At 70.2% G+C, this 25,084-nt stretch carries 24 protein-coding genes and 1 tRNA gene; 10 read left to right on the forward strand and 15 right to left on the reverse strand.

Annotated features, from left to right (window positions below; genetic code table 11):
* The first annotated feature begins 164 nt into the window (after window positions 1–164).
* Window positions 165–1,322, forward strand: a complete 1,158-nt coding sequence (gene carA, locus RISW2_RS17515) for a glutamine-hydrolyzing carbamoyl-phosphate synthase small subunit (protein WP_043773564.1) — start codon at window positions 165–167, stop codon at window positions 1,320–1,322.
* A gap of 128 nt (window positions 1,323–1,450) precedes the next feature.
* Window positions 1,451–3,343 (forward strand): glycosyltransferase, encoded by a 1,893-nt coding sequence (locus tag RISW2_RS17520; protein ID WP_084615457.1) that lies wholly within the window; start codon window positions 1,451–1,453, stop codon window positions 3,341–3,343.
* An 8-nt stretch (window positions 3,344–3,351) separates the two neighbouring features.
* On the opposite strand, the gene RISW2_RS17525 is transcribed toward RISW2_RS17520, so the two are convergent.
* Window positions 3,352–4,002: a GntR family transcriptional regulator gene (locus RISW2_RS17525; RefSeq protein ID WP_043773565.1), complete on the reverse strand. Its 651-nt coding sequence runs from the start codon at window positions 4,000–4,002 to the stop codon at window positions 3,352–3,354.
* A gap of 104 nt (window positions 4,003–4,106) precedes the next feature.
* Between RISW2_RS17525 and RISW2_RS17530 the strand changes: the two genes are divergently transcribed.
* Window positions 4,107–4,751 carry a pyrimidine 5'-nucleotidase gene (locus RISW2_RS17530; RefSeq protein ID WP_043773567.1) on the forward strand — a complete coding sequence of 215 codons (645 nt, stop codon included), beginning with the start codon at window positions 4,107–4,109 and terminating at the stop codon, window positions 4,749–4,751.
* Window positions 4,752–4,806: 55 nt separating this feature from the next.
* Entirely contained in the window at window positions 4,807–6,021 is a 1,215-nt protein-coding gene (locus tag RISW2_RS17535; protein WP_043773568.1) for a UbiH/UbiF family hydroxylase, read from the forward strand.
* On the opposite strand, the gene RISW2_RS17540 is transcribed toward RISW2_RS17535, so the two are convergent.
* Window positions 6,015–6,284, reverse strand: a complete 270-nt coding sequence (locus RISW2_RS17540; protein WP_043773570.1) for an usg protein — start codon at window positions 6,282–6,284, stop codon at window positions 6,015–6,017. The genes RISW2_RS17535 and RISW2_RS17540 overlap by 7 nt on opposite strands.
* Before the next feature lie 253 nt (window positions 6,285–6,537).
* On the opposite strand from RISW2_RS17540, the gene gyrA reads away from it, so the two are divergent.
* The gene (gene gyrA, locus RISW2_RS17545) at window positions 6,538–9,240 is read left to right on the forward strand and encodes a DNA gyrase subunit A (protein ID WP_084615458.1); all 2,703 of its coding nucleotides are present in this window, start codon (window positions 6,538–6,540) and stop codon (window positions 9,238–9,240) included.
* Between the two features lie 198 nt (window positions 9,241–9,438).
* Entirely contained in the window at window positions 9,439–10,299 is an 861-nt protein-coding gene (locus tag RISW2_RS17550) for a LysR family transcriptional regulator (protein ID WP_051492135.1), read from the forward strand.
* A gap of 353 nt (window positions 10,300–10,652) precedes the next feature.
* Here RISW2_RS17550 and RISW2_RS17555 read toward each other — a convergent pair whose 3' ends face one another.
* From RISW2_RS17555 to RISW2_RS17565, 3 genes are read right to left on the reverse strand one after another with little or no spacing between them, the layout of a single operon-like run.
* Window positions 10,653–12,137, reverse strand: coding sequence for a carboxypeptidase M32 (locus RISW2_RS17555; protein WP_043773572.1), 1,485 nt, complete (start codon window positions 12,135–12,137; stop codon window positions 10,653–10,655).
* Complete coding sequence (gene ctaA / locus RISW2_RS17560) at window positions 12,134–13,297, reverse strand: heme A synthase (protein ID WP_043773573.1); 1,164 nt, start codon at window positions 13,295–13,297, stop codon at window positions 12,134–12,136. The genes RISW2_RS17555 and ctaA overlap by 4 nt, the downstream gene beginning before the upstream one ends.
* Before the next feature lie 55 nt (window positions 13,298–13,352).
* Window positions 13,353–14,096: an RNA methyltransferase gene (locus tag RISW2_RS17565; protein ID WP_043773575.1), complete on the reverse strand. Its 744-nt coding sequence runs from the start codon at window positions 14,094–14,096 to the stop codon at window positions 13,353–13,355.
* A 156-nt stretch (window positions 14,097–14,252) separates the two neighbouring features.
* Between RISW2_RS17565 and RISW2_RS17570 the strand changes: the two genes are divergently transcribed.
* Window positions 14,253–14,879, forward strand: a complete 627-nt coding sequence (locus tag RISW2_RS17570) for a thiamine phosphate synthase (protein ID WP_043773576.1) — start codon at window positions 14,253–14,255, stop codon at window positions 14,877–14,879.
* Between the two features lie 5 nt (window positions 14,880–14,884).
* Here RISW2_RS17570 and olsA read toward each other — a convergent pair whose 3' ends face one another.
* The 3 genes from olsA to RISW2_RS17585 form a co-directional block, all read right to left on the reverse strand.
* Window positions 14,885–15,742, reverse strand: coding sequence for a lyso-ornithine lipid O-acyltransferase (olsA, locus tag RISW2_RS17575; protein ID WP_043773578.1), 858 nt, complete (start codon window positions 15,740–15,742; stop codon window positions 14,885–14,887).
* On the reverse strand, window positions 15,739–16,506 hold the full coding sequence (gene olsB, locus RISW2_RS17580; protein WP_043773579.1) for an L-ornithine N(alpha)-acyltransferase: 768 nt from the start codon (window positions 16,504–16,506) through the stop codon (window positions 15,739–15,741). Before olsB ends, olsA begins: the two co-directional genes overlap by 4 nt.
* A 127-nt stretch (window positions 16,507–16,633) precedes the next feature.
* Complete coding sequence (locus tag RISW2_RS17585) at window positions 16,634–16,813, reverse strand: DUF3553 domain-containing protein (protein ID WP_043773580.1); 180 nt, start codon at window positions 16,811–16,813, stop codon at window positions 16,634–16,636.
* Between the two features lie 35 nt (window positions 16,814–16,848).
* On the opposite strand from RISW2_RS17585, the gene RISW2_RS17590 reads away from it, so the two are divergent.
* Complete coding sequence (locus tag RISW2_RS17590; RefSeq protein WP_043773581.1) at window positions 16,849–17,460, forward strand: histidine phosphotransferase family protein; 612 nt, start codon at window positions 16,849–16,851, stop codon at window positions 17,458–17,460.
* A gap of 12 nt (window positions 17,461–17,472) precedes the next feature.
* Here RISW2_RS17590 and RISW2_RS17595 read toward each other — a convergent pair whose 3' ends face one another.
* From RISW2_RS17595 to RISW2_RS17625, 7 genes are all read right to left on the reverse strand, one after another.
* Window positions 17,473–18,738, reverse strand: a complete 1,266-nt coding sequence (locus RISW2_RS17595) for a glutamate-5-semialdehyde dehydrogenase (protein ID WP_043773582.1) — start codon at window positions 18,736–18,738, stop codon at window positions 17,473–17,475.
* A 54-nt stretch (window positions 18,739–18,792) separates the two neighbouring features.
* Window positions 18,793–19,899 (reverse strand): glutamate 5-kinase, encoded by a 1,107-nt coding sequence (proB, locus tag RISW2_RS17600; RefSeq protein WP_043773583.1) that lies wholly within the window; start codon window positions 19,897–19,899, stop codon window positions 18,793–18,795.
* A gap of 1 nt (window position 19,900) precedes the next feature.
* Complete coding sequence (obgE, locus tag RISW2_RS17605; protein WP_043773584.1) at window positions 19,901–20,953, reverse strand: GTPase ObgE; 1,053 nt, start codon at window positions 20,951–20,953, stop codon at window positions 19,901–19,903.
* A gap of 93 nt (window positions 20,954–21,046) precedes the next feature.
* Window positions 21,047–21,595: a GNAT family N-acetyltransferase gene (locus RISW2_RS17610; RefSeq protein ID WP_043773585.1), complete on the reverse strand. Its 549-nt coding sequence runs from the start codon at window positions 21,593–21,595 to the stop codon at window positions 21,047–21,049.
* Between the two features lie 209 nt (window positions 21,596–21,804).
* Window positions 21,805–22,074: a 50S ribosomal protein L27 gene (gene rpmA, locus RISW2_RS17615; RefSeq protein ID WP_043773586.1), complete on the reverse strand. Its 270-nt coding sequence runs from the start codon at window positions 22,072–22,074 to the stop codon at window positions 21,805–21,807.
* A 13-nt stretch (window positions 22,075–22,087) separates the two neighbouring features.
* Complete coding sequence (locus tag RISW2_RS17620) at window positions 22,088–22,774, reverse strand: 50S ribosomal protein L21 (protein WP_043773587.1); 687 nt, start codon at window positions 22,772–22,774, stop codon at window positions 22,088–22,090.
* Between the two features lie 235 nt (window positions 22,775–23,009).
* Entirely contained in the window at window positions 23,010–23,822 is an 813-nt protein-coding gene (locus RISW2_RS17625) for a DUF2059 domain-containing protein (RefSeq protein ID WP_043773589.1), read from the reverse strand.
* A gap of 155 nt (window positions 23,823–23,977) precedes the next feature.
* Between RISW2_RS17625 and RISW2_RS17630 the strand changes: the two genes are divergently transcribed.
* A tRNA-Ser gene (locus RISW2_RS17630) sits at window positions 23,978–24,067 on the forward strand.
* Window positions 24,068–24,212: 145 nt separating this feature from the next.
* Window positions 24,213–25,084 (forward strand): phage integrase (locus RISW2_RS17635; RefSeq protein ID WP_043773590.1); only part of this gene is annotated, 872 nt, incomplete at its 3' end.

Raw genomic sequence — 25,084 nt, forward strand, 5'->3', positions numbered from 1 at the left:
GTCATGCCGCACTGCGACGCAACTCGCGGCGTGCGCGATCAACATCTTGAAACTCTTGACATTTCACCTTTGCCCCCCGGGCTTGACCCGTGGTCGCGGCACGACTAGGTAGACGCAGTTCTAGGTAGACGCAGTTCCGACGCCAGCCCCCAAGGAGTCGCGCCATGACCCCCACCGCGCCCCGCATTCCCACCGCCTGCCTCGCGCTGGCCGACGGCACGGTCTTCTACGGCCAGGGCTTCGGCGCGACCGGCGTGACCACTGCAGAGCTCTGCTTCAACACCGCCATGTCCGGCTACCAGGAGATCATGACCGATCCCTCCTATGCCGGGCAGATCGTCACCTTCACCTTCCCGCATGTGGGCAATGTCGGCGTCAATCCCGATGACGACGAGACCCAGGACCCGGTCGCCGAGGGCATGGTCGTCAAGTGGATGCCGACCGAGCCGTCGAACTGGCGGGCGGCGCAGCGGCTGGGCGACTGGCTGGCGGCGCGCGGCCGCATCGCCATCGGCGGCATCGACACCCGGCGCCTGACCCGCGCGATCCGCCAGCAGGGCGCGCCGCACGTGGCGCTGGCGCACGATCCCGAGGGCAAGTTCGACATCGCCGCCCTCGTCGAGAAGGCGCGCGGCTTTGCCGGCCTGACCGGGGTCGACCTCGCCCGCGGCGTGACCTGCGCGCAGAGCTACCGCTGGGACGAGATGCGGTGGGCCTGGCCCGAGGGCTACCGCCGCCAGACCGAGGCCAAGCACAAGGTCGTGGCCATCGACTACGGCGCCAAGCGCAACATCCTGCGCTGCCTCGCCTCGGCGGGCTGCGACGTGACGGTCCTGCCCGCGACGGCGACCGCCGAGGACGTGCTCGCGCTCGAGCCCGACGGCGTCTTCCTGTCGAACGGCCCCGGCGACCCGGCGGCGACCGGTGCCTACGCGGTGCCGATGATCCGGGGCGTGCTGGACCGCAACCTGCCGCTCTTCGGGATCTGTCTCGGCCACCAGATGCTGGCGCTCGCGCTCGGCGCGCGGACGGTCAAGATGAACCACGGCCACCACGGCGCGAACCACCCGGTCAAGGAAATCGAGACCGGCAAGGTCGAGATCACGTCGATGAACCACGGCTTCGCCGTCGACAGCCAGACGCTGCCGACCGGCGTGCTCGAGACGCACGTGTCGCTGTTCGACGGGTCGAATTGCGGGATCCGAATGGCCGACCGGCCGGTGTTCTCGGTCCAGCACCACCCCGAGGCGAGCCCGGGTCCGCAGGACAGCTTCTACCTTTTCGAGCGCTTCGCCCAGTCGATGGAAAGCGTGCGCGCCTGACCTGCAGCGACCGCTGTCACGACTGGCGGACAGCGGTCGCCGCGGTTGACGCACATCCAAGTTGACACCTTAACGCGTCCTTAACCCTGCAAACGCTACCCCTTGGCCTGTCTGCCAAGGGGATGCGCATGTCGGACGCAGTCACACGGGATACGCTTCTCCTGGCTCTGCCCTCCGCCGGGGACCGCACGCGAACGGTGGGCGGGCTTCTCGTGGAGCGGGGCAGCCTGTCGCCCACGGATCTCCTCGATGCCGTTGTACAGGCGGGGACGGACGGCGCGCCGCTCGACTCCACGCTTGTGGCGCAGGGCCTCGTGACGCCCGAGGCGCTGCTCGAATCCCAGGCGCGGCGCCACGGGATGCTGCAGATCGGCCGGGACGCCCATCCCGCGCAGGCCGCGCTTGCCGCGCTCGTGCCGCCCGAGACCTGCCTTGCCGCCCGCGCCGTGCCCTGGACCACGATCGGCGACACGCTGGTCGTCGCCTGCGCGGCGCCCGGCGGGTCCGCGACGCTGCGGCCCCTGCTCGACCCCGTCTGGCCGCGCGTGATCGAGGCGCTCTGCCTCGAGGCCGACATCGAGGCGGAACTCGCCGCGCGTCACGGCGCGTATCTCGCGCGGCGGGCCGAAACCTCGGTCCCCCTCGACGAAAGCTGCCGGGACCTGAACCTCGCCACCTCCCGGCGGCGGCTCTGGGCGGCGGCGCTGGCGCTGCTCTGCACGGCCCTCCTCGTTCTCAGGCCGAACCTCTTCTTCGCGGCGGCGGTGGTGCTAGCGGTCGCGGGCATGGGTGCGGGCCTCGCGCTGAAGCTCGCCGCGCTTTGCGCAAGCCTCATCGCGCGCCCCGCCCCGGCGCCCGTGGCGCCCCCGCCCCTTGCGCAACGGCCGGTCGTGACGCTGCTCGTGCCGCTGTTCCGCGAGACCCGGATCGTCGACGACCTGATCCGCCGGCTCGGCCGGCTCACCTATCCCGCCGCCCTGCGCGACGTCATCTTCGTCACAGAGGCGCGGGATGCGGCGATGCGCCGGGCGCTCGAGAGCCGCGAGCTGCCATCGTGGCTGCGGGTGATCGAGGTGCCGGACGGTCCCATCACCACCAAGCCGCGGGCGCTCAACTACGCGTTGGGCTTTGCCCGCGGCGACATCGTCGGCGTCCTCGACGCCGAGGACGCGCCGGCGCCGAACCAGCTCGACCGGGTGACGCAGGCCTTCGCCGCGGCCCCGGCGGAGGTCGCCTGCCTGCAGGGGATGCTCGACTTCTACAACCCGCACGCCAACTGGCTCTCGCGCTGCTTCGCCATCGAATACGCGACCTGGTTCCGCGTGATGCTGCCCGGGCTCGCGGCGCTCGGCCTTGCGATCCCCCTCGGCGGGACCACGGTCTATTTCCGCCGGCAGGCGCTCGACGCGGTCGGCGGCTGGGACGCGCACAACGTGACCGAGGATGCCGATCTCGGCATACGCCTCGCGCGGCACGGCTTCCGCACCGAGATGCTGCCGACCGTCACGCGGGAGGAGGCGAACAACCGGCTCTGGCCGTGGGTCCGGCAACGCTCGCGCTGGCTCAAGGGCTACATGAAGACATGGGCCGTGCATGCGAAGCGGCCGCGCGCGCTCTGGCGCGATCTGGGGCCGTGGCGGTTCGCGGGCTTCCACGCGCTGTTCCTGAGCGCCGTGCTGCCCGCCCTTCTCCAGCCGGTGCTCTGGAGCTTCTGGGGCACGCTCGCGGGCTTTCCGCCGCCCCTCCTGCCCGAGGCGTCCGGCGCGGCCGTCCGCATGCTCTGCATCCTCTTCCTGCTGGCCGAGGGCACCACGGCGCTCACCGCGCTGGTGGCGGTCGCGCGGGCGCCCCATCGCGGGCTCATGGTCTGGGTGCCGAGCCTCGCGCTCTATTTCCCGCTGACGGTCGCCGCGGGCTACAAGGCGGCGTGGGAACTCGGCACCCGGCCATTCTACTGGGACAAGACAGAACACGGTGCCTCGCCGCCCGACAGCGTCGAGGCGGACCGCCCCGAGGGCTGAGCGTGGCCTCAGGCGTCGCCGCGCATCCGGCTGTCGAGCTTCAGCCGCGTGACGAAGGCCTCGGAGATGTGGTCGCGCAGGGCCTTCGACGCCGCCGCCTCGTCCCGACGCCCGATCGCGTCGACGATGGCCTGGTGTTCGGCCAGCGCGACCGCCCCGCGCCCCTGCGCCGCAAGCGAGGTGGTCGCCATCAGCGCCATGGAGCGGTGCACGAGGTCGAGCTGCTGCACGAGGTAGCGGTTGTGCGAGGCGAGGTGGATCTGCGTGTGAAACCGCCGGTTCGCCCGCGCCAGCGCCTGCGGGTCGTCGAGAAGCGCGCGGTCCTCCTGCACCATCCCGCCCAGCACGTGGATCTCCTCCTCGGTCGCGTGGCGCGCCGCGAGGCGGGCGGCGAGGCCCTCGAGCTCGGTGCGCACGGCGTAGAGCTCGGCCATCTGGTTGTGGTCGAGCGAGGCCACGATCAGCGACCGGCCGTCCCGCGCCAGCAGCGACTGCGTCTCGAGCCGCTGCAGCGCCTCGCGGATGGGCGTCCGGCTCACGCCGAACCGCTCCGCGAGGTCGCTCTCGACCAGCCGGTCGCCGGGACGGTAGGTGCCGGTGTCGATCGCCTCGAGAATGAGCGAATAGGCGTCCTTCTGGCCCGCGCGGGTCTGCGACATGCCGATCTCCCTTTCAATCGCGCCACGATAGCCGCGGGCGCATCCCCGGATCAAGGCGGCGGCCGCCCTTGGCAGCGACGCGGGCGCGCCGTAAGCCTTGCGCCATGAAAGACGCATTCGCCCATGTCGAGACCTGGGTCTTCGACCTCGACAACACGCTCTATCCCCCCGACGCGCGGCTCTTCGACCAGATCGAAGCGCGCATGTCGGCGTACATGGTCCGCGAACTGGGCTTCGACCCGGCCGAGGCCGACCGGCTGCGCCGTGTCTACTGGCGCGAGCACGGCACCACGCTCGCCGGCCTCATGGCCGAGCACGCGATGCTGCCCGACCCGTTCCTCGAGGACGTGCACCGCATCACCTTCGACGCGCTGACGCCCGACCCGGCGCTCGCGGGGCGGATCGCCGCGCTGCCCGGGCGCAAGATCATCTACACCAACGGGACCGCGCCCTATGCGCGCGAGGTGATCGCCGCCCGCGGGCTCGACGGGCTGTTCGACGCGATCTACGGCGTGACCGAGGCCGGCTACCGCCCGAAACCCGAGCGCGCGGCGTTCGAGACGGTGTTCGGACGCGACGGGCTCAGGCCGACGCGCGCGGCGATGTTCGAGGACGATCCCCGCAACCTCGCCGTGCCGCATGCCATGGGGCTGCGCACGGTGCTGGTGGGACCGCATCCCGAACCGGCGGCGGACCATGTGCATCACCATACGGACGACCTGTCGGACTTCCTGTCGCGGCTCGTCTGAAACCTGTTGCGCCGGGCCCGCGCACGCCTAGATCGCGGGTCGAAAGAGGTGAGCCATGGACCACGACATCCTTGTCTCGGGCGGCGGCATCGCCGGCCTGACCGCGGCGGCGGCCTTCGGGCGGGCCGGGTTCGACGTGCTGTGCGTGGACCCCGCGCCGCCCGTGACCGAGCGCGACGCGGCCGGGTCGGACCTGCGCTCGACCGCGTTCCTGCAGCCCGCACGCGCCTTTCTCGAGCGCGCCGGCGCCTGGGACCGCTTCGCGCCGCACGCGACGCCGCTGCAGGTCATGCGCATCGTCGATGCGGGCGGGAACGGGGGCACGCCGCGCGTCACGCGCGACTTCGACGCCGCCGACATCTCGGACCAGCCCTTCGGGTGGAACCTGCCCAACTGGCTGCTCCGGCGGGAACTGCTTGCGGTGATCGAGGCGTTGCCGAACGTGGCCTTCCGGCCCGGCACCGCCGCGACCGGGCTCTTCACCCGGACGCGGTCGGCGCGGGTGTCGCTGTCGGACGGCACCCGGCCCGAGGTGAAGTTGGTGATCGCGGCCGACGGGCGGTCCTCGCCGATGCGCGAGGCCGCGGGCATCGGCGTGCGCACCACCCGCTTCGGGCAGAAGGCGCTCGCCTTCGCGGTGACGCACGAGCGGCCGCACGGGAACGTGTCGACCGAGATCCACCGCTCGGGCGGCCCCTTCACCCTGGTGCCCCTGCCCGATCACGAGGGACGACCGTCCTCGGCCATCGTCTGGATGGAGGACGGCCCCGAGGCCGAGCGGCTGATGGCCCTCGACGAGGCCGCCTTCGAGGTCGAGATGACGGCGCGGTCCTGCCACGTCCTCGGACCGCTGACCCTCGCCTCGCGGCGCACGATCTGGCCGATCATCGCGCAGGAGGCGCACGCGCTGACCGCCGAACGGCTGGCGCTCGTGGCGGAGGCCGCGCATGTCATGCCGCCCATCGGCGCGCAGGGCCTGAACATGAGCCTGCGCGACCTCGAGGCGCTCCTGGCCTCTGCCGAGTCGTCTCGGGACGATCCCGGCGACGCCACCGTGCTCGATGGCTATGCCCGCACGCGCCGTGGCGACATCGGCCTCAGGATCGCCGGCATCTCGATGCTGAACCGCATCAGCCAGTCGGACCATCCCCTGATGCACGACCTGCGCGCGGTGGGGCTCGGCGCCCTGCACGGGCTCGCCCCCGTGCGGCGGAGCCTCATGCAGCTCGGCCTCGGCGCTGGCGGACGCCGGGATGCCGGCGCTCAGTGATAGGTCAGCTCGCCCACCACCGACCGCCATTCCCCGGGCGAGATCATCTTGCGATGGGTGAACCGGATGGAATGCAGCGGCCCCTCGATGCTGTCCTGCCAGAACTCGATGAACCCGAAGAGCCGCGGATGGTCGGGCGCAAGGTCATAGTCCTGCCAGACGAAGGTGTTCAGAACGTTCTTGTAGTCGGGCATGCGGTAGAATATCTCGGCCGTCGTCAGCCCGTATCCCCGGAGCATCAGCTCCGTTTCGGACATCTGCATGATTGCACCTCGAGTCGTGTCACACCAATGACATCGAGGATGCCGCAGGATTGTTGCTTTTCAACAAAAACAGTGTGTTAGCACTGCGGATCGGTGGCTGCCAGCCGCGAGGCCGGACCGGCCATTGCGCGCAACATCATGGCTCTGTTATAAGGGCCCCAACTAGATATAGATCAACGACAGGCGGACAAGTCACGTGAGCGAAACGCCGGAAAATCCTGAAAACAATGGCGAAAATCCTCCGCGTCGGCCGATGCCGCCGGGGCCTGTCGTGTCGATCCTGGACGAGATGAAATCGTCCTACCTCGATTACGCGATGAGCGTGATCGTGAGCCGCGCGATCCCCGACCTGCGCGACGGCCTGAAACCGGTCCACCGGCGCATCCTCTACGCGATGCACGAGACCGGCAACACGCACGACAAATCCTACCGGAAATCCGCCCGGCCGGTGGGCGACGTGATGGGGAAATACCACCCGCACGGCGACAGCGCGATCTACGACGCGCTGGTGCGCATGGCGCAGGATTTCTCGATGTCGCTGCCGCTGCTCGACGGCCAGGGCAATTTCGGTTCCATGGACGGGGACAACCCGGCCGCCATGCGCTACACCGAGGTGCGCATGGACAAGCCGGCCTCGTACATGCTGGCAGACATCGACAAGGACACCGTCGACTTCCAGGACAATTACGACGGCAAGGACCGCGAACCCACGGTCCTGCCGGCACGCTTTCCGAACATGCTGGTGAACGGCGCGGGCGGCATCGCCGTCGGCATGGCCACCAACATCCCGCCCCACAACCTGGGCGAGGTCGTGGACGCCACGCTGGCGCTGATCGACGATCCGGACCTGTCCTCCGAACAGCTGATCGAGTATGTCCCAGCCCCCGACTTCCCGACCGGCGGGCTGATCCTCGGCCGCTCCGGCGCGCGCAAGGCCTATCTCGAGGGCCGCGGGTCGGTCATCATCCGCTCGAAGACCCGTGTCGAGGAGATCCGCAAGGACCGCTTCGCCATCGTCATCGACGAGATCCCCTACCAGGTGAACAAGGCCGCGATGATCGAGAAGATCGCCGAGGCCGCCCGCGACAAGCGGATCGAGGGCATCGCCCACGTCCAGGACGAAAGCGACCGCTCGGGCGTGCGGGTCGTCGTCGAGCTCAAGCGCGACGCGACGCCGGACGTGGTGCTGAACCAGCTCTTCCGCTTCACGCCGATGCAGACTTCCTTCGGCTGCAACATGCTGGCGCTGAACGGCGGCAAGCCCGAGCAGCTGACCCTGCGCAAGTTCCTGACCGCGTTCATCGATTTCCGCGAGGACGTGATCGCGCGGCGCACCGCGTACCTGCTGCGCAAGGCGCGCGAACGCAGCCACATCCTGTGCGGCCTCGCCGTCGCGGTGTCGAACGTGGACGAGGTCGTGGCGACCATCCGCGCCTCCGCCGACGCGGCCGAAGCCCGCGAAAAGCTCATGACGCGCCGCTGGCCCGCGCATGACATCGCCGCCTATATCCGCCTGATCGACGATCCCACGCACACGATCAACGACGACGGCACCTACAACCTGTCCGAGGCGCAGGCGCGCGCCATCCTCGAGCTGCGGCTGCAGCGCCTGACCCAGCTCGGCGTCAAGGAAGTGACCGACGAGCTCGAGGAACTGGCGGGCAAGATCAAGGAATATCTCGAGATCCTCGGAAGCCGCGAGCGCATCATGGGGATCATCGCCGACGAGCTGCGCGAGGTGCGCGACCTCTTCGCCGTGCCGCGGCGGACCGAGATCGCCGACTGGGCCGGCGACATGGAGGACGAGGACCTCATCGAGCGCGAGGACATGGTCGTCACCGTGACCCAGTCCGGCTACATCAAGCGCACGCCGCTTTCCGAGTTCCGCAGCCAGCGGCGCGGCGGCAAGGGCCTGTCGGGCGGGGGGCTCAAGGAGGACGACGCGGTCACCACGCTGTTCGTGGCGAACACGCACACCCAACTCCTGTTCTTCACCACCGACGGGATGGTCTACAAGCTCAAGACCTGGCGCCTGCCGTCGGGCGGGCGCACGTCCAAGGGCAAGGCGATCGTCAACATCCTGCCGATCCCCACCGGCGTGTCGATCGCGGCGATCATGCCGGTCGACCGGCCCGAGGACGAATGGGTCGACCTGCAGATCGTGTTCGCCACCTCGGCGGGCGATGTGCGTCGGAACGCGCTGTCGGACTTCACCAACGTCATGCGCAACGGCAAGATCGCCATGGACCTGCCCGAGGGCACGAGCCTCGTGAACGCGCGCATCGCCTCCGAGGAGGACGACGTGATGCTGGTGACCGACTCGGGCCGCGCGATCCGCTTTCCCACCACCGACGTGCGCGTCTTCAAGGGCCGCAAGTCGACGGGCGTGCGCGGCATCCGGCTGCTGAACGGCGACCGCGTGGTGTCGATGTCGATCATCCGGCACTTCGAGGCGACGCCCGACGAACGCGCGGCCTATCTCAAGATGCGCCGCGCCGTGGCCGGCCTGACCGACGAGACTTCCGAGACCGGCGAGGACGAGGAGGGCAACGCCGACACCGCGATCAGCCAGGAGCGCTATGCCGAGATGTCGGCGGCCGAGAACCTGATCCTGACCATCACCTCGAAGGGCTTCGGCAAGCTGTCGTCGTCGCACGACTACCCGGTGCGCGGACGCGGCGGCCAGGGTGTCGGGGCGATGGATCGCGGGCTCCGCGGCGGGCCGCTCGTGGCCTCGTTCCCGGTGGAACTCGACGACCAGATCATGCTTGCCACCTCGCGCGGCCAGTCGATCCGCGTGCCGGTCGACGGCATCAGCTTCCGGTCGCGCAACGCCGGCGGGGTCAAGGTGTTCAACACCGGCCCCGGCGAGGAAGTCGTCAGCGTGGCGTGGATCGCCGACCAGGGCGGCGACCAGGAGCCCGATCCCGAGGCCGAGGCCGGCACCGAGGAGTGACCGGCCCCCGCGCCGGCAGGGAAAAGTGAGTCCCGCAGGGGCGTTTCGAATTGCGCCCCTGCAAGGTCGACCTTACACTTCAAGCGGGCAGGCGACGGCGGCCGCACTGTCATGCCGTGCATGCGACGGCTCCACGAGGCATCCGCCCGCGTCGCACGGCATCCCGCAAACCCTGTAGACGCGCGCCACAAGGATCACATGCAGAATTGGGACGACCTTCGGTTTCTCGTCGCGCTGTCCAAGACGGGAACCATGACCGCCGCCGCGAAGCTTCTGGGCACCAACACGGCAACCGTGTCGCGCCGCATCGAGCGGCTGTCCGAAACGCTGGGCACCCCCGCCTTCGTCAAGACGTCCGAGGGTTGGCACCCTTCCCCGGCGGTCAAGAAGCTGATCGAGGTCGCGGAGGATTTCGACGGCAACCTGCAATCGGTGATCAACGAGCGCATCGGCGACAGCATCGACCAGACCGTCGAGATCGGCATCGGCGCGGTGCCGGTCGTCACCAGCACCGTGCTCCTGCCCGGGCTGCGGCAGCACCGGTCCATGCTCGACGGCATCTCCGTCACCTTCTCGGACCGCGTGTTCCGCGAGGGGCTGGGCGACAGCGACCTCGTGGTGATGTACGGCCAGCCGGAACACGGGCGCATCGTCACGCGCAAGGCCGGAGAGCTGCAGTTCCGCCTCTATGCCCCCGCGGGCTGGACCGACAGCGGGCAATGGGCGGGCCTTCTCGACGCGCATGACACGTACCCGCCCATGCGCATGGGGCAGAAGCGGTTCGGCTGCGCGCCGAAGCTGCGGGTCGCGAGCTTCTCGGCGCTGGCGAGCCTCATGGAGATCACAGGCCTGCCGGGTCCCCTGCCCGACATCATGGCGCAGCGGCTCGACGGCTTCACCCACGTGCCGGTGGACGAGCCGCCCTTCCGCGCGGATTTCTGGATCATGTTCCACGAGACGCGGCGCAACGACCCCGCCATGCGCCGCACGGTCGCCTGGATCATGCGGTGTTTCGAGGATGCCGCGGCGCTGCAGGACGGCCGCCTGCCCGTCTCCTGAGACGCCGCAAGGCGACTGCGCCGCCATGGTCCATTCCTGCAATGCCGGGCTTGCCACATGTCAGAATTGCCAGGTTGCGCGGGATATGCAGAAGTCTCGCCAAGAGGACAGGCGAGGCGCCGGTGACGGCCCCCTCGCCGCGGGACAGAAGGTCGCCGCAGCGCCCTCACGGGCTATCCAGACATTCCGGACCGGGACGCGGAACGGCCTTCTGCACGTCCCCGAGTCGCACATCCATTCGGCACCGCGCGGTGCCGATACCTTGCACACCGTAGACTGCGCGGCCTTCTGGCCGCGTTTTTTTTTCAGCCCCGGCAAGGCGGCGGGCCCCGTGATCGCGGGGCCCGCCTGCCTCAGATCTGCGGATACATATTCCGAAATTTGCGCGCAAGATACGTCGTGAGCGCGGTTTCGTCGACGGGACCACCGCAGGCGCGCTCGATGACCTCGCGCGGCTCGTAGAGGCCGCCATGGCGCTGCAGGTTCTCGCGGAGCCAGCCCGTGGCCGCCGACAGGTCGCCCTCGGCCAGACGGTCGTCGAGATCCGGCAGGTCGCGGCGCAGCGCCTCGTGCAGGCATCCCGCGTAGACGTTACCCAGCGAATAGGTCGGGAAGTAGCCGAAGAGCCCCACCGACCAGTGCACGTCCTGCAGCACGCCGTTCGAGGGCCGGTCGACCGCGAAGCCGAAATCGGCCTCGAACCGGCGGTTCCAGGCGTCCTCCAGATCGTCGACCGACAGGTCTCCCGTCACCATCGCACGCTCGAGGTCGAACCGCAGCAGGACGTGCAGGTTGTACTGCAGCTCGTCCGATTCCGTGCGGATGAACCCGTCATGCACCCGGTTCACCACGCGGTAGAAGGTGTCCGCGTCGGCGATGCCGAAATCCCCGAAGGTGTCGCGCATCCGGCCGAAGAGCCAGCCGGTGAAGGCGCGCGAGCGGCCGAGCTGGTTCTCGTAGATGCGGCTCTGGCTCTCGTGCACGCCCATGGACACGCCCTGCCCGAGCGGCGTGAACAGGTAGTCCTGCGAGATCGCCTGTTCGTAGGAGGCGTGACCGACCTCGTGGATGGTCGAATAGAGGCAGTTGAACGGATCGCGCAGGTTCGTGCGCGTGGTGATGCGCACGTCGTTGCCCGACCCCGACGAGAACGGGTGCACCGCCTTGTCGATGCGCCCGCGCGTCATGTCGTAGCCGAAGGCCTCGGCCACGCGGCGCGAAAGCGCCATCTGCGCGGCCTCGGGAAACTCGCCCGCGGGCGCGGGCGGCTGCGGCGCCGCGCGCATCTCTCCGATGAGCTCGACCAGCGCGGGGCGCAGCGCGCCGAACATGTCCGAAAGTTGCGCCGCGCTTGCGCCGGGCTCGTAGTCCTGGATCAGCGCGTCGTAGACGTCGCCGCCGTCGGCGAGCGCGGCGCCCTCCTCCCGCTTGAGCTCGAGCACCCGTTTCAGGGTCGGCGCGAAGGCGGCGAAGTCGTCCTTGGCCCGCGCCTCGGCCCAGACACCCTGCGACACGCTGGTGACGCGCGCGATCTCGGCGGCGAGCCGCGCGGGCACCTTCACGCTGCGGTCGTAGGCCCGGCGCACGTGGCGCAGGACCGCTGCGCGCACGGGATCGCCGCCCTGTCCGCCCTCGAGCTCGGCCAGCCAGCCGCCGATGCGCGCGTCCGAGCGGCGGGCGTGCAGCACCGCCTCCATCGCCGCCATCTCCTCGCCCCGCTGGGCGGCGGCGCCGCGCGGCATCATGGTCTCCTGGTCCCAGGACAGGCGTCCGGCCACGTGGGCGATGGCGGAGGTCTCGCGCTCGTGCGCGATGAGCTGCTCGTAGGCGTCGGTCATGCGGTGCCCCTGACGGATAGGAATTTCGGGTACTGGGCGGCAAAGCGTGCCCGCAGGATCAGCACCCACAGCGCGACCGCGCCCAGCTGGTGCACGATGGCGACCTGCCACGGCGCGCCGTAGAGGACGGTCACGATGCCGATGACCATCTGAACCACCAGCATCGCGAGAACCGCGTTGAAGCGGAACCGCGTGTCGGCATTGGGCGAGCGGCGCGACCGCGCCCAGACCACGATGCCGAAGACGAACAGCAGGTAGCCCGCCATCCGGTGCATGAACTGCACGAGGCCCGCATTCTCGAAGAAGTTGCGCCAGACGGGCACGATCTCGAACGGGGTGGGCGGCACGAATTGCCCGGCCATGAGCGGCCAGTCCGTGTAGTTGCGCCCCGCGTCGATGCCCGCGACCAGCGCGCCCAGCAGGATCTGCAGGAAGGCGAAGTGCATGAGGCCGGTCGAGACCGAGAAGAGCCGCGCCTCGCGCGATCGGCGCGCCTGCATCAGTTCGCGCTCCTCGCGGCCGAGCTTGAAGACGTACCACGCGATCAGGCCGAGGATGACGAAGGCGAGACCGAGATGGGTGGCCAGCCGGTAGCTCGCCACGTCGACGGCGTCGCCGCCGAGCCCCGAGGACACCATCCACCAGCCGATCGCGCCCTGCGCGCCACCGAGCGCGCCGAGCAGGAAGAACCGGCCCGTCCAGCCCTGCGGCACCTTCCGCGCCAGCGCAAGCCCGGCGAAGCCCAGGGCCCACACGAGCCCGATCACCCGGCCGAGCTGCCGGTGCCCCCATTCCCACCAGTAGATCACCTTGAACTCGGCGAGGTCCATGTCGGGATTGACCAGCCGGTATTCGGGGATCTCGCGGTACTTGTCGAACTCTGCCTCCCAGGCAGCCGTGTCGAGCGGCGGCAGCGCGCCGGTCACGGGACGCCATTCGGTGATCGAGAGCCCGCTGTCGGTCAGCCGGGTCAGGCCGCCCACCGCGATCATCACCATCACGAGGGCGAAAAGGATCATCAGCCAGACGCGCGCCGCGCCGCGGCCGCCGCGGCGGCGCGCGTCGATCATGCCGCCCTGCGGAGCCACCGTGCGGGCCGGCGGCGCCTCGGCGCCGACTTCCTCGAAGAGCTTGCGTTTTTCTTTGGGTTTGCGGGCCATGGATCGCGCTCCTTCGCTCGGGCGGACACTATGCCCGCCCCGCGGGGCCTTCAAGTCAGCGGCCGCGCTCCTTCCATCGGACCATCTGCCGCAGGATGCCGTGCAGCGTGCGCACGTCCGCGCGGGTCAGCGGCATCCGGCTCCAGAGGTTGCGCAGGTTGAGCTTCATGCTCTCGGCCTTGTGCTCGGGAAAGAAGAAGCCCGCCTCCTCCATCCGCTCCTCGTAATGCGCCGAGAGCGCCTCGATCTCGGCCTGCTCGGCCCACTCGGCGCCCGCCAGCTCGACGCTCTCGGGCACGACCTCGGCGGTCGCGCGGCGCCATTCGTAGGCCATGAGCAGCACGCATTGCGCGAGGTTCAGCGACCCGTAATCGGGGTTCACCGGCACCGACACGATGGCGTTGGCGCGCGCGATGTCGTCGTTCTCGAGCCCGGCGCGCTCGGGACCGAAAAGGACCGCGACACGCTCGCCGCGGGCGATGCGGTCGCGCGCCTCCTGCATGGCACGCTCGGGGCTGAAGACGGGCTTGGTCAGGCCGCGCCCGCGCGCCGTCGTGGCAAGGACGAAGCTGCAGCCGGCGACCGCCTCGGCGGTCGTCCCGCTCACCTCGGCCGCGTCGAGGACGCGCCCCGCGCCGCTCGCCATGGCGCGCGCCGAGGGGTTCGGCCAGCCGTCGCGCGGCGCCACGAGCCACATCCGGTCGAGCGCGAAGTTCCACATGGCGCGGGCACTCGCACCGATGTTCTCGCCCATCTGGGGACGGACGAGCACGAAGGCGGGCTGGGACGGGTTCGGCACGCGGCAGACCTTTGCAACGGTGAGGAAACGCGGGCCTCCATACGCGCGGCGGGCGCGCCTCGCAATCCCGCGCGGGCCCGCCGGCACCGGGCGACGGCTTTCCAATCCCGGCGCTCTTCGATAAGACGCCGCAACTTGGTATCTGGAGCGCAGGTCATGGCACGGTCGGAAGAGCCGCAACTGTATCTCGTCACCCCGCCCGCCTTCGATCCCGGCCCGTTCGCCGAGGATCTGGCCCGCGTGCTCGATGCCGAACCCGTGGCCTGCCTGCGCCTGTCGCTCGCCACCCGCGACGAGGACACGATCCTGCGCGCCGCCGACACCGTGCGCGAGGTCGCGCATGCCCGCGACGTGGCCACGGTGATCGAGACCCACGTGGTGCTGGCCGAACGGCTCGGCCTCGACGGCGTGCACCTGACGGACGGCGCGCGGTCGGTGCGCGCGGCGCGCAAGGCGCTCGGGACCGACGCGATCATCGGCGCCTTCTGCGGCACCTCGCGGCACGACGGCATGAACGCCGGCGAGATCGGCGCAGACTACGCAAGCTTCGGCCCCGTCACGACCGGCGTGCTCGGCGACGGGCGCGTGGCGGATCGCGGTCTCTTTGCCTGGTGGTCCGAGATGATCGAGCTGCCCGTGGTCGCCGAGGGCGGGCTGACCGAGGAAGCGATCCGCGATCTCGCGCCAGTCACCGACTTCTTCGCCATCGGCGAGGAGATCTGGACGGATGACGACCCCGCCGCGGCGCTGGCGCGGCTCGCCGCCGCCATGCGCGCGGACTGAAGCCCTCAGTCGCCCGTCAGCGCGCCCGCGCCGGTGCCCGCCGGTCCGGCGGGATGGACGCTGCGCACCTGCAGCTCGAGATGCCGGGCCAGCGTCTTGCGGTCGCGATGGTCCGAGACGGGCGTGCCGGGATGGAAGGTCAGCAGCACCCGGCCCTGCCGCGGCGCCGAGAGCATGCGCAGCAGGTGCGCGCCGAAGCTCATGTCGCCCCACCAGCCGTAGAACCGCGGATCGGCGCCCTCGGGCGCACGGTAATCGACCGTGACCGCCTGGATCGTCAGGCGTCCGGCCAGTTCCGGCACGAGGAACGCCGCGAAAAGCGTTGTCTTGAAAGGAAGAATCCTTTGCCCGTCGGTGGACGTGCCCTCGGGGAAGAAGACCAGCCGGTGGCCGTGCCGGAGCCGTTCCTCGAAGAGCCGCGTCTGCGCTGCCGCCTCGCGCCGGTCGCGCCGGATGAATACCGTGCCCGTCGCGCGCGCCAGCCAGCCGATGCCGGGCCAGCCCGCGACCTCGGATTTCGACACGAAGTAGAGGCAGCCCTGCGCGTTCAGCACGAAGATGTCGAGCCAGGAGGCATGGTTCGCCACCATGGCGCCGGGTGTGCGCATGGGGCGGCCCGTGACCTCGACCCGCAGGCGCAGGGTGACGAGGGCCCAGCGGCAGACGAGCCGCGTCACGTGGGGCGTGACCGGCCGGTCCATGCCGCAGAGCGGCCGTTCGACGAGCCGCACCGCAAGCAGGACCACGAGCCCGCCGAACACCACCGCGCCGAGGCAGAGACCGCGCAGCACCGCGCGCAGCCAGCCCGTGACGCCCGGTGCCGCCGCGAGGGGCGGCGGCGCGTCGTTCCAGGTCGTGCTCATGCGGGGCTTCCCTTGGCGTAGATGCCGGCCTGCCGCGGGTTCAGCCGCTCGGTGTCGAGGACCAGGCAGACATCGGTGGTGTTGAACGCGCGATCGACGAAGGCGCCCTCGCCCACCGTCCCGCCGAGCCGCAGGTAGGCCTTGATCAGCGCCGGCGTCTCGCGCACCGCGCGCGGCCGGTCGATCGCGTCCTCGGGCAGAAGGTCCATGGACTGGAACGCGCGCGAGCGCACGCGCAAAGCCTCGGGCGCGAGGTGCCGGTGATGCAGGTTCGACAGCGGGTGGGCGAGCGCCGCGGGATCGGTGCCGTGAAAGCTCGCCACGCCGAAGAGGATGTCGATGCCGTGGCGCTGGACGTAATCGGCGACGCCCTGCCAGAGATGCATCATGCCCGCGCCGCCGCGATAGTCGCGGTGCAGGCAGGAGCGACCCAGTTCCAGGAGCCGCCGCCCGGTGGACCGCAGCGCGGCGAGGTCGTACTCGTCCTCGGAATAGAACTGGCCGATCTCCGCCGCGCGGTCGTCGCGCAGAAGCCGGTAGACCCCCACGACCGGCGCCCCCGGGCGGGCCTCGTCGCAGAGCAGGAGATGGTCGAAATGCGGATCGAAGCGGTCCCGCTCGAGCCGCGCCGCATGGTCGACCATGGGCCCGCCGCCGCCCAGCTCGGCCACGAAGACCTCGTAGCGCAGGGCCTGCGCGGCGCGCAGGTCCTCGGCAGAGGCGGCTTGCCGCACGGTGAAGATGGGCGTCTCGGTGGTCGTCATCGGTCCTCGTTCATCGGGCGCAGCACCGAGCCTGCGTCCTAGCCAAGCGCGGGGACGTTTGCAAATCCCGCGGGCCCGCTCGGCGGCGGCACGCGTTAACGCTTGCGAAACCCGGGCGGCCTAGGCCCTACTCGAAGACCGGAACGAGCGTGACGCGCGAGCCATCGATGACCACCTTGCCCTCCTCGCGGAAATTGACCGTGATGCGTCCGCCGATGTTCGACTGCACCTGCCCGGTGCCCCAATCGGGCCGGTCGGGATGCATGACCAGCATGCCGGGTTCCAGCGTCGCGTTCAGATCGTCCATGAGGCGGGGCTCCTGTGCCGTCGGGGCGGGGTGGAATGTCGGATCCTAGCGTCGCGCTCGCCAGCCTCATAGGCTCGCGCATCTGCCACGACCTCGTCAGTCCGGTGGGTGCGATCGCCAACGGGATCGAGCTTCTGGGGCTGTCGGGCGGCATGGCCGCCGGGCAGGAAGAGACCGCGCTGATCTCGGACAGCTGCCGCAGCGCCGCCGCGCGCATCCGGTTCTTCCGCGTGGCCTTCGGCACCGCCGCGGCGGGCCAGACCATGTCCGGGGCCGAGGCCCGCGCGATCCTCCGCGACGTGACGCGCGGCACGCGGCTCGTTGCCGACTGGCAGGCCGAGGACCTCATCGACCGGGCCGAGGTGCAGCGCGCCTTCCTGGGCTTTCTCTGCGTCGAGGCGGCGCTGCCGCGCGGCGGCGCGATCCGCGTCGCGCGCGATGCGTCCGACTGGACGGTCAGCAGCGCGGCGCCCGAGCGGCGCGTCGACGCCGCGCTCTGGGCGCTCCTCTCGGCGCCGTCCCCGACCGCCATGGCAGAGGTGACGCCGGCGCAGGTGCAGTTCCCGTTCCTGGCGCTCCTCAGCGCGCGCGCGGGCCGGACGGTCCGCGTCGCGGACGATCCGGCCGCGCTTTCCGTCATCCTCTGACACGCGGGCGGCTCAGCGGCGCACGCTGCCTTCGCCGGTCACGAGATACTTGAAGGAGGTGAGCTGTTCCGCCCCCACGGGACCGCGTGCATGCATCTTGCCGGTGGCGATGCCGATCTCGGCGCCCATGCCGAACTCGCCCCCGTCCGCGAACTGGGTCGAGGCGTTGCGCATCAGGATCGCGCTGTCAAGCCGGGTGAAGAACCGCTCGGCGGCCGCGTCGTCCTCGGTCAGGATGCAGTCGGTGTGATTCGAACCGTAGCGTCGGATGTGGGCGATGGCGCCGTCGATGTCGTCCACCACCCGCGCGGCGAGGATCATGTCGAGATATTCGTGCCCCCAGTCGTCCTCGGACGCCGGCACGACACCCTCGATCTGCTGCAGCTCCGCGTCACCGCGCACCTCGACGCCCGCATCGACGAGCGCCCGCACCACGCCCTGCCCGATCGTGTCGAGCGCGTCGCGGTGGATCAGCAGGCATTCCGCCGCGCCGCAGATGCCGGTGCGGCGGGTCTTGGCGTTCAGCACCACGTCGAGCGTCTTGACCGGGTCGGCGGCGGCGTCGACGTAGATGTGCACGATGCCCTCGAGATGGGCGAAGACCGGCACCCGCGCCTCGCGCTGGACAAGGCCCACGAGCCCCTTGCCCCCGCGCGGCACGATCACGTCGATGAGGTCGACCATGCCCAGCATCTCGCTCACCGCCGCGCGGTCACGCGTCGGCACGCGCTGGATCGCGTCCTCGGGCAGGGACGCCGCGCGCAGCCCCTCGACGAGACAGTCATGGATCGCGGCCGAGGAATGGAAGCTCTCGGAGCCGCCGCGCAGGATCACGGCATTGCCCGACTTGAGGCAGAGCGCGCCGGCATCGGCGGTCACGTTCGGGCGCGATTCGTAGATCACGCCGACGACGCCGAGGGGCGTGCGCACGCGGCGGATGTGCAGGCCCGACGGCATATCCCATTCCGCGATGGTGGCGCCGATGGGATCGTCCTGCGCGGCGACCGTGCGCAGGCCGTCGCAGATCGCGGCGATCCGGCCGGCATCGAGCGTCAGCCGGTCCATCATGGCGGGCGACAGGCCCTTGTCGCGGCCATAGGCCAGGTCCTGCGCATTCGCCTCGATGACCGCATCGGTGCGCGCGGCAAGCGCGTCGGCGGCGGCTTCCAGCGCGCGGCGCTTGGCCTCGGCCGGGGCAAAGGCGAGCTCCGCCGCGGCGGCGCGCGCCTTGCGGCCGATCTCATCCATCATCGCGGGGATGTCGGTCAGGTCTTTCATGGCTCCGCCCTTTCGGATCGGTCGGGATGTCTGGACAGCGAAACGCGACGACGCTCAGTGCGCCATGTCGTCGCGATGGACTAGCACGGCGCGTCCCGGGTAGCCCAGAACTTCCTCGATCTCGGCAGAGCGCCGCCCCGCGATCGCCCGCGCCTCTGCGGCGGTGTAGCGGGAAAGGCCCTGCCCCAGCGAGCGACCGGCGCTGTCCCGGATGGCGACCGGGTCCCCCCTGCCGAACGCGCCCTCGACCCGCGAGAGGCCCGCGGGCAAGAGCGACTTGCCCTGCCCGAGCGCCACGGCGGCCCCGTCGTCCACCACCAGCGTTCCCCGCGGCTTCATCGCCGAGATCCAGCGCTTGCGCGCCGCCTGCGGGTCGAGCCCGGGGGTGAACCACGTCGCGGGCGCGCCCCCCTCGAGCGCGCGCAGCGGATGGCTCTGCGAGCCTTCGCAGATCGCCATGGCGCAGCCGGCCGCCATCGCGGTCTTCGCGGCCATCAGCTTGGTCTTCATGCCGCCCTTCGAGAGGCCGGATCCCGCGTCGCCGGCCATCGCCTCGATCTCGGGCGTGATCTCGGCGATCTCGTCGTAGCGCCGCGCGGTCGGATCGGTCGCGGGGTTGGCGGAGTAGAAGCCGTCCACGTCCGACAGCAGCACCAGCGTGTCGGCGCCGACCGTCACCGCCACCTGCGCGGCCAGCCGGTCGTTGTCGCCGTAGCGGATCTCGTCCGTGGCCACGGTGTCGTTCTCGTTCACGATCGGCACCGTGCCGAAGGCGAGCAGCGTCTCGAGCGTCGCGCGGGAATTGAGGTATCGCCTGCGGTCGGCGCTGTCCTCGAGCGTGACCAACACCTGCGCGGTGGTGATGCCATGGGGTGCGAGGTGTTCCTCCCACGCGCGGGCGAGCCGGATCTGCCCGACCGCCGCCGCGGCCTGGCTCTGCTCGAGCGGCAGATCCGCGGGCGGAAGCCCCAGCACGCCGCGCCCGAGCGCGATCGAGCCCGAGGAGACCAGAACCACGTCGGTGCCGCGCGCCCGCAGGCGCGCCACGTCCTCGGCCATGGAGGCGAGCCAGTCGCGGCGGAGCGATCCCGTCGCGCGATCCACCAGGAGCGCCGAGCCGATCTTGGCCACGAGGCGCCGCGCCGTCGTCATGCCGGCCATGTCAGGGCGTCCAGCCGCCGGGGGCATCTCCGTCCCCGTCCTGGTCGTCGTCGCGCACGCGCAGGCGCCGCGCGTCGATGTGGCCGCGGAGCGCGCGCAGCACGTCGTCCGTGCCCTCGCCCGACACGCCCGACATGAGCATGACCGGCCCGCCCGCTTCGGCCTCGAGCTCGTCGCGCAGGAAGGCCCGTTCCTCGTCGTCGAGCGCGTCGATCTTGTTCAGCACGGTGATCCGCGGCTTGTCGAGCAGATCCGCACCGTAGGCGTCGAGCTCGTCGAGGATGGTGCGGTGGTCCTCGCGCAGCGTGCCCGAGGTGCCGTCGACGAGGTGCAGCAGGACCGCGCAGCGTTCCACATGGCCGAGGAACAGGTCGCCGAGGCCCCGCCCCTCGTGGGCGCCCTCGATGAGGCCCGGGATGTCGGCCACCACGAATTCCACGTTGTCGATCCCGACGACGCCGAGATTCGGATGCAGCGTGGTAAAGGGGTAGTCGGCGACCTTGGGCCGCGCGTTCGACGTGGCCGCGAGGAAGGTCGACTTGCCGGCATTCGGCAGTCCCACGAGGCCCACGTCGGCAATGAGCTTGAGCCGCAGCCAGATCGTGCGCTCGACGCCCGGCTGGCCCGGGTTCGCGCGCCGGGGCGCCTGGTTCGTCGCGCTCTTGAAGTGCACGTTGCCCCAGCCGCCGTTGCCGCCGCGCGCGAGTTCCACGCGCTGACCGACCTCGGTCATGTCGGCGATCACCGTCTCCTCGTCCTCGTCGAGGATCTCGGTCCCCACGGGCACGCGCAGCACGATGTCCTCGCCGTTCGCGCCGGTGCGCTGGCGACCCATGCCGTGCTGGCCGTTCCGGGCGAAGAAATGCTGCTGGTAGCGGAAGTCGATGAGGGTGTTGAGCCCGTCGACGGCCTCTACCCAGACGGATCCGCCGTCGCCGCCGTCGCCGCCGTCGGGACCGCCGAACTCGATGAACTTCTCGCGGCGGAACGACACGGCACCGCCGCCGCCCGCGCCCGAGCGGATGTAGACCTTGGCGAGGTCCAGGAATTTCATGTCGCTGCCTCGATGTCGCTGCGCCCCAGCCGATAGAGCGTTATCGCCGCGGGCTCAAGCGGCCCGCGCGGGGACGCCTGCGCGCCGCAGCCCTCAGGCCGGGTGCTGCAGCTGTTTCAGATAGGTCCATGTGGGGACCGTCGCGTTGCGCGCGGCCGAAAAGGACTCCGCGTCGCCGATATAGTCGAAGCCGCAGTTCAGCAGCACCCGCGCCGAGGCCGGGTTGTCCTGGAATACGGTGCCGAACATCGTCCGGTTCCCGAGCGGGTTCGCCTCGACCAGCGTGCGGACCGCTTCGGATGCGATGCCGTTGCCCCAGGCCTCGGGCACGATCCAGTATCCGATCTCGGACTGGTTGCGATCCATGTACTGGAGCGAGATCACCCCGAGGACCGGGCCCTCGCCGGACTTCGTGCCGTCGATCACCCAGACATCCTCGGTCCGGTCGGCGGCACGCGCGGCCGCGACGAAGGCCTCGGCGGTGCCGTCGGGGAACGGGTGCGGGATCGAACTCGTCATCCGCGCCACGCAGGAGCGCCCGGCATGGTGCGCGATCGCGGCGCAGTCCGCCTCGTCCGGAATGCGCAGGTCGAACCGCGCGCCCGCCATCACCGGCTGGCGCATCACGTGATCGAAACTCATCTCGTGTCCCTCCCCAGACACCAATCCGCGGAACGCGGCCCCCGCCGCGGCGCACCTCCGCCTCCCTTAAACGCCTGAAAGTGCATGCGGGTTTCCGCCCTCGACGCAGGTGACGCAAGGGAATCCGGTGCCCTGCGGGACGGGCGGAAAGACGAAGGGGCCGGCACGCGTGCCGCCCCCTACATGCATCCAAATCCGTGAGGGATCGGTTACTGGGCCGCGTCCGCCACCGGCAGGACCGAGATGAAGGTGCGGCCCTTCAGCCCCTTGTGGAACGTCACCGCGCCCTCGTCGGTCGCGAAGATGGTGTGATCCTTGCCCATGCCGACGCCCTGGCCCGGCCAGAACCGGGTGCCGCGCTGACGCACGATGATGTTGCCCGGGATGGCCGACTGGCCGCCGTAGAGCTTGACGCCGAGGCGACGCCCTGCGGAGTCGCGACCGTTGCGGGACGAACCGCCTGCTTTCTTGTGTGCCATCGGTTATGTCTCCTTACTTCTTCGCCAGTTCCGCGGCCTGCTCGATCCAGCCCTCGCGCTCGATCCGGCCCTTGAACGACAGCTTCTCGCCGAACTCCTCGACATCCGCCTCGGTCCACGCGGCGATCTGCGCGAAGGTGGTGATGCCGACCTCGTGCAGCTTCTTCTCGAGCGCCGGGCCAACGCCCGACAGGAGCTTCAGGTCGTCCGCGGCACCGGGCGCAACGCCCGCATCGGCGGTCGCCTTCTCGGACGCGCCCGTGTTCGCCACGCGCGCCTTCATCTCGGACTGCTCGTCGCGGTTCGTCGCGTGCGCCGACACGCCGAGACCCGATTCGCCCGCGATGCCCGCGCCGATCGCAGCCTTGACGCCCGTCGCATCGCCACCCGAGGCGAGGATGTCCGTCACGCGCACCAGCGTCAGCTGCTGGCGGTGGCCTTTCGTGCGCTGCGAGCCGTGCTTCCGGCGCCGCTTCACGAAGTGGATGACCTTGTCGCCCTTGATCTGGTCGAGCACTTCGGCCTGCACCGCCGCGCCGGACACGAACGGCGCCCCAAGCACCGTCTCGTCGCCGCCGAGCATCAGCACGTCGTTGAACTGGACCGTCTCACCGGCATCCGCCGCAAGCTTCTCGACCCGGAGCGTATCGCCCGACTGGACCTTGTACTGCTTGCCGCCGGTCTTCATCACCGCGAACATGTGTCGTCTTCCCGTCTGGTTCCGCGTCCTGCGGCCCCCGGTCCGTGGTCCCGGGCGTTGCCGGCGGCGCCACCGCGCCTGCCGCCTTCGGACTGCGCGCCCCGTCCCCGGGGCGTGGTTGCATCAATAAACGCGAAGCGGGGCCGCAGCCCCGTTTCGTGAGACCGGGCTTATGCGGGCGATCGGCCGCGAAGTCAAGCGGCCCTGCGCCCACGTTCGCGCCCCCGGAAGCGCCTCAGAGCTCGGTGCCCGACATCTGCCGCGCCACCGCGAGGCCCATGGCGTAGCTCACGTCGTCGTACATCCGGTTGAACGCCTGGAAAAGCGCGCCGTTGAGCGCGCGCCCCACCTCGCTCTCGGACATCTCGGTATAGTCGGCGAGCTCCGCGTCCGACAGCGGCTCGTAGGCCAGCATCAGGAAGCCGTGCAGCCATTCCGAGGTGTCCTCGCGCGTGCCCGCCTCCTGCGACCACACGTCGTCCAGCATCTCGTCCTCGGACATCTCGAGCGCGCCGCCGTCGGCGAGCCCGCGGTAGAACATGAGGCTCGCGTTGAGCGCGCCCTCGACGTTGCGCTCCACGAGGTCGTTCGCCGCGACGAATGCCTCGATCCGCGCGAGCTCGGGGGCGTCCGTCCCCGCGACGTCGCGGTAGGCCTCGCGCGCGGCCTCCTCAACGTCCGGATCGAGCATCGCCTCGCGCGCGTCCACCTCGAGCGTCACCACCCGCACCCCGAGCGGCGTCTCGAAGAACTCGAGCAGCGCCTCGGTCTCGGCCTCGGTGAGCGCCCCGGCGATCTCGTCGCGCACCACCGCCTCCATCTTCTCGGCGTCGTAGATGCGCGCGACATTGGCCGACCACGCCGCGTTCGGCCCCTCGCCCAGCATGTCGGCGGCGATGTCCTCGCTGTAGCGCACGCCCTCCTGCTGCATGATCCCGACGATGCGCGGGATCTGCAGCGCCTCGACGAGCTCGTCCTGGGACGCGGCCGAGAGCGTCACGGGGCTGAGGGCCACGCAGAAGGCGGCGGCGGCAAGGCGGGCGGTCATGGCATCACTCCGTTGCGGGATGGGCTCTAGGTAGTCGCGCCCCCGCCCCCTGCCAAGCCGCCCCGCCGCCGCGGCACGACCGCCACGCAATTTATCGTCATTTGCCGGTTGCGTCCCGCCGCGGGGACCGCTAAATGCGCCGGACAGACCCCCGCGGAGAGGTGCCGGAGTGGTCGAACGGGGCGGTCTCGAAAACCGTTGACCCTTCACGGGGTCCCAGGGTTCGAATCCCTGTCTCTCCGCCACTTGCTTCACGCAAACGCATCTACATTTAGCTTTTCGGTCAGTATCTTACGCGCGATGAGTATGCTCGTCGCCAGCGCTTCGCTCTTGATCTCCCAGTTTTTTGCTACACATCTTGCTACGCAGGTGGCGAGGTGGAGGGGCGCGATGCGGCTGATGATGCGGGGGAATACCTGGCACCTGCGGCGGCGGGTGCCTGCGCGGTTTGCCGCGGTCGAGTCGCGGCGTGAAGTCTGGGTTTCGCTGAAGACCGACTCGCGTCGGCAGGCGGCAAGGAAGGCGACCGCGGTCTGGGAGAGCCTGGTCGCGGCTTGGGAGGCGCAGCTCGCGGGCCGGTCCGACGATGGCACTGCCCGGCTGGACGCCGCCCGGGCGATCGCCGCGAGCCATGGCCTCACCTACAAGCCGATCCGGGATGTCGAGGACCTGCCCCTCGAAGAGCTCCTGGCGCGGGTCGAGGTGCTTCAGCGCCGGGACGGCACGGCGAACGCGGTCACGGCTCCCGCCGTGCTGGGGACGATCGAGGTGCCCTCGGTGACGGTCTCGGAGGCGCTGAGGGAGTACTGGACGCTGACCTCGGACCGGGTCCGGGACAAGAGCGCCGACCAGAAGCGCCGATGGGAGAACCCCCGCAAGAAGGCCGTCCGGAACTTCATCGACGTCGTCGGCGACAAACCCGTCGCCGAGCTGACGCGGGCGGATTTCCTGGACTTCCGGTCCTGGTGGCTGGAGCGGCTCGCGGAGGAGACGCTGACGCCCAACTCGGCCAACAAGGACCTGATCCACCTGTCGGATGTCCTGAAGACCGTGGACGAGTTGAAGGGCTTCGACCTCAACCTTCCGCTTCAGAAGCTGATGCTGAAGGAGGGCGACAAGAAGGAGCGGGTGCCATTCTCGGACGCCTGGGTCCGGGACAGGCTGCTGGCGCAGGATGCCCTCTCGGGGCTGAATCCCGAGGCGCGCGCGATCCTGGTCGGGATGATCAACACGGGCTACCTGACCTGCTCCCTTTGGAGTCC

It is taken from the genome of Roseivivax isoporae LMG 25204, from assembly GCF_000521865.1.
GTDB lineage: Bacteria > Pseudomonadota > Alphaproteobacteria > Rhodobacterales > Rhodobacteraceae > Roseivivax > Roseivivax isoporae.

What these genes read in the sequence shown, in the direction of transcription:
- RISW2_RS17550 (WP_051492135.1), top strand. Translation starts at nt 9,439, where the DNA reads ATGCAGAATTGGGACGACCTTCGGTTTCTCGTCGCGCTGTCCAAGACG.
- RISW2_RS17525 (WP_043773565.1), bottom strand. Translation starts at nt 4,002, where the DNA reads ATGTCGCAGACCCGCGCGGGCCAGAAGGACGCCTATTCGCTCATTCTC.
- RISW2_RS17590 (WP_043773581.1), top strand. Translation starts at nt 16,849, where the DNA reads ATGTCGGATCCTAGCGTCGCGCTCGCCAGCCTCATAGGCTCGCGCATC.
- gyrA (WP_084615458.1), top strand. Translation starts at nt 6,538, where the DNA reads ATGCCGCCGGGGCCTGTCGTGTCGATCCTGGACGAGATGAAATCGTCC.
- RISW2_RS17625 (WP_043773589.1), bottom strand. Translation starts at nt 23,822, where the DNA reads ATGACCGCCCGCCTTGCCGCCGCCGCCTTCTGCGTGGCCCTCAGCCCC.
- RISW2_RS17540 (WP_043773570.1), bottom strand. Translation starts at nt 6,284, where the DNA reads ATGCAGATGTCCGAAACGGAGCTGATGCTCCGGGGATACGGGCTGACG.
- olsA (WP_043773578.1), bottom strand. Translation starts at nt 15,742, where the DNA reads ATGAGCACGACCTGGAACGACGCGCCGCCGCCCCTCGCGGCGGCACCG.
- RISW2_RS17535 (WP_043773568.1), top strand. Translation starts at nt 4,807, where the DNA reads ATGGACCACGACATCCTTGTCTCGGGCGGCGGCATCGCCGGCCTGACC.
- carA (WP_043773564.1), top strand. Translation starts at nt 165, where the DNA reads ATGACCCCCACCGCGCCCCGCATTCCCACCGCCTGCCTCGCGCTGGCC.
- RISW2_RS17520 (WP_084615457.1), top strand. Translation starts at nt 1,451, where the DNA reads ATGTCGGACGCAGTCACACGGGATACGCTTCTCCTGGCTCTGCCCTCC.
- RISW2_RS17530 (WP_043773567.1), top strand. Translation starts at nt 4,107, where the DNA reads ATGAAAGACGCATTCGCCCATGTCGAGACCTGGGTCTTCGACCTCGAC.
- RISW2_RS17620 (WP_043773587.1), bottom strand. Translation starts at nt 22,774, where the DNA reads ATGTTCGCGGTGATGAAGACCGGCGGCAAGCAGTACAAGGTCCAGTCG.
- RISW2_RS17595 (WP_043773582.1), bottom strand. Translation starts at nt 18,738, where the DNA reads ATGAAAGACCTGACCGACATCCCCGCGATGATGGATGAGATCGGCCGC.
- rpmA (WP_043773586.1), bottom strand. Translation starts at nt 22,074, where the DNA reads ATGGCACACAAGAAAGCAGGCGGTTCGTCCCGCAACGGTCGCGACTCC.
- RISW2_RS17555 (WP_043773572.1), bottom strand. Translation starts at nt 12,137, where the DNA reads ATGACCGACGCCTACGAGCAGCTCATCGCGCACGAGCGCGAGACCTCC.
- ctaA (WP_043773573.1), bottom strand. Translation starts at nt 13,297, where the DNA reads ATGGCCCGCAAACCCAAAGAAAAACGCAAGCTCTTCGAGGAAGTCGGC.
- RISW2_RS17610 (WP_043773585.1), bottom strand. Translation starts at nt 21,595, where the DNA reads ATGAGTTTCGATCACGTGATGCGCCAGCCGGTGATGGCGGGCGCGCGG.
- RISW2_RS17570 (WP_043773576.1), top strand. Translation starts at nt 14,253, where the DNA reads ATGGCACGGTCGGAAGAGCCGCAACTGTATCTCGTCACCCCGCCCGCC.
- olsB (WP_043773579.1), bottom strand. Translation starts at nt 16,506, where the DNA reads ATGACGACCACCGAGACGCCCATCTTCACCGTGCGGCAAGCCGCCTCT.
- obgE (WP_043773584.1), bottom strand. Translation starts at nt 20,953, where the DNA reads ATGAAATTCCTGGACCTCGCCAAGGTCTACATCCGCTCGGGCGCGGGC.
- proB (WP_043773583.1), bottom strand. Translation starts at nt 19,899, where the DNA reads ATGGCCGGCATGACGACGGCGCGGCGCCTCGTGGCCAAGATCGGCTCG.
- RISW2_RS17585 (WP_043773580.1), bottom strand. Translation starts at nt 16,813, where the DNA reads ATGGACGATCTGAACGCGACGCTGGAACCCGGCATGCTGGTCATGCAT.